This is a genomic window from Bradyrhizobium australafricanum (assembly GCF_020329495.1).
Classification (GTDB): Bacteria; Pseudomonadota; Alphaproteobacteria; order Rhizobiales; family Xanthobacteraceae; genus Bradyrhizobium; species Bradyrhizobium australafricanum.
In genome coordinates this window covers 1-9,301 of sequence record NZ_JAGKJL010000126.1, presented here as the reverse complement: position 1 = coordinate 9,301, position 9,301 = coordinate 1, and the positions used below count along the sequence as shown (strand labels likewise).

Here is a 9,301-nt window from a genome sequence, read left to right as displayed (position 1 = left end):
TTGATGCTCCATCGGCTGAAGCGCCGGAACACGCTGTTCCAATCGCCGAAGACCTCCGGGAGATCGCGCCAGGGAGACCCCGTACGCACGATCCACAGCACTCCTTCAACAAACATTCGGTTGTCGCGCCCGGTCGAGCCCTTCTGATCGGGCCGCCCTATGATCAACGGCGCCATCCGCTCCCACGCCGCGTCGCTCAATACCAAACGGTCCATCACACCCAAGGCGGCCTCCCCAAAAGCAGCCTTGAATCTGATTTGCTCCTAAAAGGGAATCCTTAGAGTCCACACCACCTAGATCAGCGCGGGACACCATGGCTCTTCATGATAGTCGAAGCCCGAACCTGACCGGACGACGCGGATCAGGCCGGGGAAGTTGAGATGCGGCCCCGCGATCAAGATGCGCTCTGCGGCCGCCATATCGAGCGTCTTCATGCGCGTTGTGCGGGCCTGATCGGGGTCCGCGTCGAAGGCGATGGTGACGTCCGGCCGCTTGATCTGCACGTCAGGCACGTGCGTGATGTCGCCCCAGACCAGCAACGTGTCGCTTCCCGACGTCACCTTGTAGCCGCCATGGCCCGGCGTGTGTCCGGGAAGAGCAACGAACGCGATGCCAGGTACAGCTTCGCCGCTTCCGATCGGGCGCAGAGCTTTGCCGTAAGCTGCGAAGGCAGCACGGGCGAGCGCGAACATCGGTTGCAGGTTCTCCGGCGCGGAGTTGGCGCGCGCGGTATCCGCCCAGAACGCCAGCTCGACGTCCGACAGGATCAGCTCGGCATTGGCGAACACGGCAGCGCCGTCCGCGCCGACAAGACCGCCGATGTGGTCCGGATGCGCGTGGGTCAACAGCACCGCATCGATGTCGCCGGGAGCAACTCCGGCGGCGGCAAGTGCGCCCGGCAGCTTGCCGCCCCAGCCGTTGAACCCGCCGCCACCACTGTCGATCAGCACGGTGCGGGTGCCGTCCTGCACGAGGACTGCACTGACGCTGAAGCGCGGATCGGGTGGACGATGCGCGGTTGCCAGCATCGCCTTGGCCTCCGCCACGGTGATGTCGGCGAGCAGCTCGAAGCTGAGATCGAGGTAGCCGTCATTCAATACCGTGACGACCGTCTCTCCGACGCGGCGGCGGTTGAGGCCCGGGGCCTGTGACGTTGGACGGCTGGACATGCGGGTCTCCTGTTCAGGGCATTCGGTTGCCCTCATTCATGGGCCCGCTTCTGCGAGAAGAGAACGCGCCGCCAGGCACGTCAGAATGAACCAGGGGTTTGCAATGGACCGCTTTCTCAGCATGGGAGTGTTCGTCAAGGCCGTTGAACTGGGCTCGTTCGCGGCCGCCGCCAGTGCCTACGGCATCTCGGCGCCGATGGCCGGCAAGCACATCCGCTCCCTCGAGTCGCATCTGGGCACGACCCTGGTGCACCGGACGACCCGCAAGATGGCGCTTAGCGATCTCGGGCGCGCCTATTTCGAGCGCTGCAAGGCAGTGTTGTCGGAAGCTCATGCGGCCGACGCCATGGTCAAGGATCATGCGGGGGCTATCAGGGGGACGCTGCGCGTCACGCTGCCCGTGATCTACGGGCGAATGCTGATCGCACCGCTGCTGGTCCAGCTGGCGACCGAACATCCCGCGCTCGATCTCGTGCTGTCGTTCAGCGATCGGCCGAGCGATCTGCTTCGCGAGGGTTACGATCTGAGTGTGCGGAGCGGACTTCCCGCCGATGGTGGCGGTCTCATCAGCCGCAAGCTGGCGGAGTATCCGATGGTGGTTTGCGCCGCGCCCGCTTACGTCGCCGCGCGGCCGTTGCAGGATCCGGCGCAACTAGCCGATCATGATGGCATCTTCTATAGCCGCTCGGGCCGGCCGCGACCCTGGCGCTTCCCCCCCGAGAGTGAGGCCCAGCTCGATGTCATGCCGCGCACGCGGCTGCTGCTCGACGATCTCCAGAGTATCGCCGACGCGGCCGAGGCCGGGATGGGGTTCGCCTGGTTGCCGCGGTGGCTGGTCGAGGACCGGCTGCAGGCCGGCCGGCTGGTGCCGGTCCTGACCGAACACGCGGCGCTGCGGTTGAGCTACTTCCTGGTCTGGCCGGAGGCGCAGTTCCTGTCACTGCGGATCCGGGTCGCGATCGATGCGATCGCCGAACATCTCGCAGCCTGAGCTGCGCGGCCTGGCTCAAATTCGCCGGCAAGTGACGGGCGTACCAGTGGAAGGGGATGGTGCTGCCAGAGGAGGAGTCATGCTCCTGCCGGCGCCTGGGTCAGTGCCGGCAGGGTGAGTTCAGATCATCAGCGCGAGGCGAGAGCGTTGGCCATCCGGGCGGATTTGCCGGACGGCTTGGGCGCAGACCGTGCTGCCACCACAGGTTCGGATGGCGTCGCATTGGTCGGCCAGGCACCAGGGAACGGCGGAGCGAAATGGTGCGCCTTCAGCGCGGCGATTTCCCATGAGTTCAGACAGGTTCTCCCGCCATACTCCGTCGAGTTGTAGAAGGCGTGAAATCCGATACCGAGAGCCGAGGCGAAGCGGTCTCCCTTGGTCGCTCCATCCACATAGCTTCTGAGCTTGGCGCAGAACTTGGGCAGATTTGCCGACCAGGGAGAATCAACCGCATTCTGGGCATTGTTGAATTGGCTTTGCAGCTCGCCGTACCGATCGGAAAAGGCCCTGTCCACTCCGAGCCAGCCGTTTCCGCCGTCAAGATCCGGCCCGGTGTCACGCACGATCTTGTCGATCGAGATGACGGTCTTTCGGCCGCTTCTGTAGCTGATGTTGCTGGCGGTTGACCTGATCTCATACTGCCTGGGATCGGGCGATCTGGTTTCCGCAAACGACGCCATGATCGAGTTCACCCCGTTGTTGAGCGTGGTGATGGCGTTGCTGTTCTTCTCCAGATAGGAGACGACAGGAACGATCGCCGATCCAATACCGGTGCCCGTGGCCAAGGAGCCCAACGCGACCGCACTGGTGCCGACCGTCGCAATCCCGCTCACAAACTTCGTCGGGTCATTGAATCGAATGGTGTCCGACTGCTTGTACTCAAAGTGCAGCCTAACTTTCGCGTTCGCCGGAACGTCGGTGATGATGGTGCCTTCGCAGTTCTGGATTTGAACGTCGCCAAAGTTGGCCTTCGCTATGATCGGTACCTTGACCTGCTTGATCTGGTCACTCTTGGCGTTCGGGAACGTGACGACGGCCGCAAGGGCGACAGACCGGTCGTGAATATTGAACCCGTCCTGGAATATGTTGCCGGTTCGCTTCGCTCCGACCCAGCCCGACGCCACGTTGTTCAGGCTCTGCGCATTGTCGCAGAGATTGCGGACCTTGAGATCGTACTCGAAGACGTCCCTGGGACCGTCGTAGGCTCTTATGACCGGCGGCGAGCCCGAAGCACGCTCAATATCGACCAACTCAAAGCCAAATGCGGACGAGGATGCCAACAGCGCAAGAGCCGTCGGCAGCAAGGTTTTGATGCGCACGTGAGATCCCCCAATTCCCTATCGTATTGCGGAGTTTTGAAATTCGCCATGTAACTACAGTTACATAGAAGTATAGCTCCGGCCGAAAATCAACCAAAAGTAGATTTTCGTACGAAAGAACGGAGGGCTGTCTTTGGCGAGGGGATGGTGGGAGGCGGGGAGGTCTTCGGTTCAGTCGCAGTGCGATGAAGATCCTGGTGCTGCCAGACAGGATTGAACTGTCGACCTCTCCATTACCAATGGCGAGGCTGGACTGTAACAAGTGTATGTTTTTCATGCAGTTTCAGCTTTCCTCGAAACGTAGTCCCCGAGATTTCCCCCCGGGAGCCGATCAATGGTGTGTTGGAGCTCGCCCACGTTGACGTGGGTGTAGCGCATGACCATGCGCTCGGATTTCCAGCCGCCTAGCTTCATCAAGCCGCCGAGGTCGCGATTGATGGCGTAGTGCCAAGTCGCCCAGGTATGACGGCAGTCGTGCGGGTGAAAATCTTCAATACCGGCGCGCCGACAGGCAGCCTTAAAGGCGGTCTTGATCCTGGAGCCGGCCGACGTGTCGTCGATCCGCTTGGGGCGGGTGTATGGCTTGCCGTCGGGTCGGCGGAATACCTCTCCCGTCTTCTGATCATCCAGGTTCGCCAGAGCAGCGATCAATCGTGGATGCAGCGGCACGCCGCGCGCATCCCCGTTCTTGGTCTTCGGAAAACCGACATGAGCTCGACCGAGATCAACATCCCTCCAGTCGAGCCACAACGCCTCGCCGGTGCGCGCGCCGGTGTAGAGCATAAAGATCACCAGAGGACGCAGATGATCGCTGCAGGCGGCTATTAGCCGGTCTGCCTCGTCGATCGTGATCCACTTGACGCGGCCGGGCGGCTTCTTTGGGCGCTTGATCACAGGAGGAGGGCACCACTTGCGCGCGGCGGCGTGGTGGAGGATCGCTGAAACGACGGCGTAGAACTGCCGATCCGCCGTCGCCGGGGCCGCGTTGGGATATAGCTTCTTAGCGCCGCGATCGAGCGCGTCCTGATCGATCTTCGCCAGCGGTGTGGTGCCGAAGTAGGTGATGACCAACGGCGTGAACCGCTTCTTGCCGCCGTTCTCTAGGTAGCTCAGCGCCGCGGCTGCGAACGTTGCGGTAGCACTACGACCGTAGACGCTTTCTGCGAGGATCTCCGCCTCGCGCTTGGCTCTGATCTCTTCGGCGACTCGCTTGTCGCTAGTGCCAGTGCTTTCCTCAATGCGGATTCCCCTGACGGTGCCGCGCATGACGTAGTTGGGCGACTTTGGCCGCTTAACGAGTTTGAGGGGCATGGAAGAGCCTCGTAGAGCTGGGTGCAATCACTGGGGCTGAAAACGATGGCGCGGCCGATCTTCCGACCGATACCGTATTTGCGCGCTGTCTGGAGGATTACGGCTTCGCTTACCGGAAATACGGTGCCGGCTAGGTCGCGAGCCATTTTGAAGGAAGGCCACATCGGATCGGCGGCGGTCATACGAGGCGAAGTCCCATAGCTCGAAAGCATAAGAGTTCAGGGTTTCAGAATGGAAAGCCTGTCGCCCACCTTCGACAGTCTTCCCGTCCCAAAAATCGGATCTCCCGGCCATCCGGCGATGATCATTGACCACCGGATGGCCCGCCTTCGAAACTGCCCAGCCGCACCTTCGTGACGTCTGCACCACTGCTCTGGTTTGAGCCGCCTCGCAAGCTGCAGAGCCGGTCACCCACAGGTCGTCCACGGTTTTCACAAGCTTCGGTTTTCCGTCATCAAAGCCGGATCAGTAGCGGATTTGATCAGGCCGCAAGGGGGACCACAAGGTGGCGCGAACGGAGCAACGGTGCCACGTCGAAAGCCCGCCGGCCAAAGGGTCCGGCGGGCCATTCCCCGAAAATCAGATCCAGGCCGCAGCCCAGTCAGGCAGATCATCCGGAAGCGGCTTATCGAGCAGGCCGGCGACGAGCACAGCCAGCGCCGCGCCCTCTATGCTGCCTTCGATGTTCTCGACCTTGCCATCCCATTGAAAATGGAAAACCGCTGAGGCCACGGCTTTCAATCCCTCCATAGTCGTCGGCCGCATTGAGATCATCCGCACGTAGAGTGCGCGCAGTTCATCCATGGCGTCGTCGAATGCCTCTTGCGCCGCTGCTAGGCCCGACTGCTCGTCAGCATCGGCGATAGCGGCGTCGTATGCCTTCCGTGCTTCGTCGCCGCCCAGACGCGCCTCCTCATAGGAGATGCCAGACGGGTACGACCGGCGGGCTATCGAGCGGCGCGCTTCATCCTCTGCTGCATCCCGAATAAGCGATATTGCGACGAACTGCCTCCCTAATTCGATCAGCTCAGCATCCGGATTTGCCACGCTTGTTGCCGCAGCCGGAGCCGCCGCAGCACCAGCCAAGATCTGCAGGCCGAGCCTTCGGGTCATGGTTTTCATCAGCCCATGCTCCCCTGTTGCCAGTCTTGCGTGCCAGCCTGCTCATGCAGGCCTTCGAAGTCGCCAATGCCGGACTCAGCTGGGTCATGCTCAAGATCGCGGCGCCCGCCCGCGGCCCATCTCTCTTGGTTGTCGTGCTGATCGAGGCTCCCAAGACTAGGCTCCGAATCGTGCCCGTCCTCGTCGTCGGTACTGTCGAGCTCGCGGTCGTCGGTGTCGCTGCCGGCAAAAGCACCGGACCGGCCCTCAGGCCAGCCCAGACAAGGCTCATCGGAGCCGTCCGGCTCCAACTCCATATGCCGGTCCGTATCGTCGAGAAACCGGATAAGCCGGTCTATCTCGTCCCGGGCCTCTTTGCGGAGGCGCCCTATGGCCTGGAAGGTTTGCTCGGGGGAAACGTCGGTTCGGAAGTAAAGCCCGCCAGCGGACTCCGCTGGGGCTCCCAATGGTGCTTTCATGATGGTTCTCTCTAGGTAATCGGCTTTCCAAGGCCGTTGCCGGTGACAGACCGGCAGCCGGGAGTTGGAAACCTGCCTAGAGACAGGCCGGAGCACTTTTAAGGGGTCGCCCCCTCTGGACATGGCGCACCGCTCCCGGCCATAATGGCCAGGTTGGTGCGCACGCCAATGCGCATCCAGCAGCAAAGCCCCGCCAAGGGCGGCTGCATTCGGCGGCGGTCCGACGCCAATCGGACGGCAGCCTATCTAGGTCCGGGTTTCCAAGCCCAACGGACAGAACACCACCGATCCCGTGATTTGACAAGGGGGACCTCGGCTCGGTTGATAGCGGGGACATTCCTGCCCCCTCGCGAACCGCTCGCTTAACTCGCCGCAGATCTCGCTCCATGCTTTCCCGAAACGACGAAATTTCGGGGAGCAGGCGATGGCAAGCTGGTTCTGGAAACCGGAAGAAGACGAGGTCATCAGGACCTCTTCGTTTAAGGAAGCGCGGCATCGCCTTCCGCATCGTACCCCAAATTCAATAGGCTCGCGGCGCAGGCTGTTGCGCGTTGGCATAACTCGTCGACCGTGGACTGAGGGTGAGAAGCGCCGAATTATAAGGCATGCTGGCGAGCCGTTGGATATCTTGGCAAAGCGCTTTAAGGGGCGCACGAAGAGCGCGGTAAAACATCAGCATGCCCTGTTGGTCGGATGCATTATGCGACCCGTTACAACATGGAAGATGACCGAAATCACGAAGCTGCGTCAGATGTGGCCAACCGCTCGCCGACCCGAGCTTGAAGCGGCCTTTCCGAACAGGACCTGGGGCGCGATCAAGGTCCAGGCCGAGAAACATGGATGGCGCAAAAACAGACCGCTTCTCGAATATGAAAATGAACTCCGAAACGCTATTCGCACTCGAGCACGAGAAGACGGCATCGGGCTCGCAAAGCTGGGGGCCGAAACCCAGTGTGGCACGTACTTTCTCCAGAACAGAGCCACTAAGTTGCCCGACCTCAACAAAATCGGAAGAGCGGTCGAATTCTTCGGCGGCCGCCTCGTGATTGATTGGCAGGACGAGTAGAGGAGAAACGCGATTGTCAGTTAACCCGGAAAATGATCCCACCCCGATTAGCCTGGCGGAGTTTTTCTGGCAGGATTTCATGCCACTGTTCGCCATGATGCAGTCTCGGATATTTGCCAATCAATTCGTACTTGTTGAGATACTGAGTGACCTCGCAGCAAAAGAACCGGACCCGCAAAAATATCTTGCGGGTATCTATGACAGGGTGATGGGAAGATTCGAGCAATCACCCTTTGATCCGAACAGAGCGAAGCAGGAAGCCAATTTCAAGGAAGCTGTCGATGCCATCATCATCAAGGCTGGTCAGCGGTAGCGAGCGTCGGCAGTCGATGGCATTTAGTGACGCGCCTTGATAATGAGCGTCGGCCACTGAGCCGCGCGCCTGGCCGCCTTGCTTTCATCCGCAGCAGGACCGGCGCTGTCGGTAAAGGTGAAGTCGACAGTCACACTGTCCGCCACTTCCGGAATTCGCTTCAGGATGCGCGCTGCCTTGTCGTAGACGTGACCGCCTTTCTGAATGCGGAGAGTTGTCTTGCCTCGCGCTGCGAGTTCGATCACCCTGGCATATTCAATCGTGTTGGTGATCCGAACCTCGGTTGGGGTATCCATGATGACCCTATGAGCGTCACGATACTTCCCGCTTTTGACGGGCGACAACTCCTTCAATGTCTCGAGCGCCAGATCTTTGATGGTATCAAGCCGAAGATAGTCATAGACGATGATACCACCCGGCTTTACCGCTTCCTCCGGTGCTTCGACGCCGTCAACATGGCGCTTAAAGATCGTCGGCTGCGGCGGCGTATTCATTACCTGCGCATGAGCCCGCTTCGCTTCCGCGACAATCTGCGCCTGAGTGAGATTAGAAATCTCGATAACGACGCTATCGAAGCTCATGACTAGCCAATCTGATCGAACGTAACCCTGACCTCGGCCAGAGCAGCGACGAAGTTCGACACGTCGCTGTCGAGACCGGGCGGAGCGATACTGGAGCCGGCACCGATCGGGATGACGTCGGCTGAGAAGCAAGAGACCGTGTCGTCCCTGAAGCTACGGAGCCTCGATGCGACGGTCTCCGCGAGGTCGAGCGCGGCCGGCAAGCCCGACTGCGCAGGAACGAACACGTAGGCCTCGAGGGTTGCCTTGTTCCTGTAGCGATTATGTCCCCTGCCGCCGCCGAATTCGATCGGCCCGGCTCCGGAGCCTTCGTTGTTGAAGATGACGAAGCCGAAAGGTGCAGGATCATCAGGCAACGGGTCGCCCGGCTCACCATGCCACCGCAACGGAATGGTGATGCCGGAGTCATCTCCCTCGAGACGACCTCTGATCGCAGCTAGGGCTTGGCTCGATGTACTCAATGTCGTATGTCCCACCCTTACCTCAGGAGCCGATCACGTAGCCGCTGCCTGAACCGCCGCCGCCACCTCCGCCGGCCGCGTCGTCAAAGGCGCTGACGAGCAGCCCGACGTAGCAGTGGTCGAGGCTCGAGTTCGTGTTCGCGAACGCGCCGGACGATCGGCTGATGCCGTATCCGCTGGTGCCCCAGGGATCAGCCGCTCGATGCGCGGCGTTGGCGATGGTCTTGTAATAGAGCTGCACGTTGGTGGACGTGCTCGGTTGGATGACCGCCCCAATCGGCTGGTTCGCGGCCACGTTGTAGGGAGTCGGAAAATAATCGTAGAGCCACGCCGGGTTGCCGGTCGTCACTGAAATCTTGTTCGTGTAGGCGTGAGCAACCTGGGCGACAGGCGTCCCGAGCGGATCGCTGTACAGATTGAAATTTAGGTCACCGCTGCCCGACATGTATGCGTACATGCCGCACACCTTCATCGGGAACGGCATCTGAAAGAGCTGGCCGAACTCCTTGG

12 protein-coding genes are annotated in these 9,301 nt (G+C 61.0%); 3 read left to right on the top strand and 9 right to left on the bottom strand.

Annotation, left to right across the window (positions count from 1 at the left end; all coding sequences use genetic code 11):
- The coding region (locus J6525_RS45070; protein ID WP_225649460.1) for a transposase at window positions 1-215 on the bottom strand (215 nt) is incomplete at its 3' end.
- Window positions 216-293: 78 nt separating this feature from the next.
- On the bottom strand, window positions 294-1,169 hold the full coding sequence (locus tag J6525_RS45065; protein WP_225649459.1) for an MBL fold metallo-hydrolase: 876 nt from the start codon (window positions 1,167-1,169) through the stop codon (window positions 294-296).
- A 103-nt stretch (window positions 1,170-1,272) separates the two neighbouring features.
- Here J6525_RS45065 and J6525_RS45060 point away from each other — a divergent pair, with 103 nt between their 5' ends.
- Complete coding sequence (locus tag J6525_RS45060) at window positions 1,273-2,160, top strand: LysR family transcriptional regulator (protein WP_225649458.1); 888 nt, start codon at window positions 1,273-1,275, stop codon at window positions 2,158-2,160.
- 128 nt (window positions 2,161-2,288) lie between these two features.
- On the opposite strand, the gene J6525_RS45055 is transcribed toward J6525_RS45060, so the two are convergent.
- The 4 genes from J6525_RS45055 to J6525_RS45040 all read right to left on the bottom strand — a co-directional run bounded on the left by J6525_RS45055 (window position 2,289) and on the right by J6525_RS45040 (window position 6,370).
- The gene (locus J6525_RS45055) at window positions 2,289-3,479 is read right to left on the bottom strand and encodes a hypothetical protein (protein ID WP_225649457.1); all 1,191 of its coding nucleotides are present in this window, start codon (window positions 3,477-3,479) and stop codon (window positions 2,289-2,291) included.
- A gap of 273 nt (window positions 3,480-3,752) precedes the next feature.
- Window positions 3,753-4,790 carry a tyrosine-type recombinase/integrase gene (locus tag J6525_RS45050; RefSeq protein WP_225649456.1) on the bottom strand — a complete coding sequence of 346 codons (1,038 nt, stop codon included), beginning with the start codon at window positions 4,788-4,790 and terminating at the stop codon, window positions 3,753-3,755.
- A gap of 579 nt (window positions 4,791-5,369) precedes the next feature.
- Window positions 5,370-5,912: a hypothetical protein gene (locus tag J6525_RS45045; RefSeq protein WP_225649455.1), complete on the bottom strand. Its 543-nt coding sequence runs from the start codon at window positions 5,910-5,912 to the stop codon at window positions 5,370-5,372.
- Window positions 5,912-6,370: a hypothetical protein gene (locus tag J6525_RS45040; RefSeq protein WP_225649454.1), complete on the bottom strand. Its 459-nt coding sequence runs from the start codon at window positions 6,368-6,370 to the stop codon at window positions 5,912-5,914. Before J6525_RS45040 ends, J6525_RS45045 begins: the two co-directional genes overlap by 1 nt.
- A gap of 424 nt (window positions 6,371-6,794) precedes the next feature.
- Here J6525_RS45040 and J6525_RS45035 point away from each other — a divergent pair, with 424 nt between their 5' ends.
- The gene (locus tag J6525_RS45035) at window positions 6,795-7,436 is read left to right on the top strand and encodes a hypothetical protein (RefSeq protein WP_225649453.1); all 642 of its coding nucleotides are present in this window, start codon (window positions 6,795-6,797) and stop codon (window positions 7,434-7,436) included.
- Window positions 7,437-7,449: 13 nt separating this feature from the next.
- Entirely contained in the window at window positions 7,450-7,749 is a 300-nt protein-coding gene (locus J6525_RS45030; RefSeq protein ID WP_225649452.1) for a hypothetical protein, read from the top strand.
- Between the two features lie 23 nt (window positions 7,750-7,772).
- Here J6525_RS45030 and J6525_RS45025 read toward each other — a convergent pair whose 3' ends face one another.
- The 3 genes from J6525_RS45025 to J6525_RS45015 all read right to left on the bottom strand — a co-directional run.
- A complete protein-coding gene (locus J6525_RS45025; protein ID WP_225649451.1) occupies window positions 7,773-8,330 on the bottom strand; it encodes a hypothetical protein in 558 nt (185 codons plus the stop codon).
- Between the two features lie 2 nt (window positions 8,331-8,332).
- Window positions 8,333-8,686, bottom strand: coding sequence for a hypothetical protein (locus J6525_RS45020; protein WP_225649450.1), 354 nt, complete (start codon window positions 8,684-8,686; stop codon window positions 8,333-8,335).
- 127 nt (window positions 8,687-8,813) lie between these two features.
- A partial coding sequence (locus J6525_RS45015; protein ID WP_225649449.1) for a hypothetical protein occupies window positions 8,814-9,301 on the bottom strand: 488 nt, incomplete at its 5' end.

Bases quoted from the DNA above. Each gene is read 5' to 3' on its own strand.
- J6525_RS45045 (WP_225649455.1), bottom strand. From the start codon at position 5,912: ATGAAAACCATGACCCGAAGGCTCGGCCTGCAGATCTTGGCTGGTGCT.
- J6525_RS45060 (WP_225649458.1), top strand. From the start codon at position 1,273: ATGGACCGCTTTCTCAGCATGGGAGTGTTCGTCAAGGCCGTTGAACTG.
- J6525_RS45065 (WP_225649459.1), bottom strand. From the start codon at position 1,169: ATGTCCAGCCGTCCAACGTCACAGGCCCCGGGCCTCAACCGCCGCCGC.
- J6525_RS45035 (WP_225649453.1), top strand. From the start codon at position 6,795: ATGGCAAGCTGGTTCTGGAAACCGGAAGAAGACGAGGTCATCAGGACC.
- J6525_RS45025 (WP_225649451.1), bottom strand. From the start codon at position 8,330: ATGAGCTTCGATAGCGTCGTTATCGAGATTTCTAATCTCACTCAGGCG.
- J6525_RS45040 (WP_225649454.1), bottom strand. From the start codon at position 6,370: ATGAAAGCACCATTGGGAGCCCCAGCGGAGTCCGCTGGCGGGCTTTAC.
- J6525_RS45050 (WP_225649456.1), bottom strand. From the start codon at position 4,790: ATGCCCCTCAAACTCGTTAAGCGGCCAAAGTCGCCCAACTACGTCATG.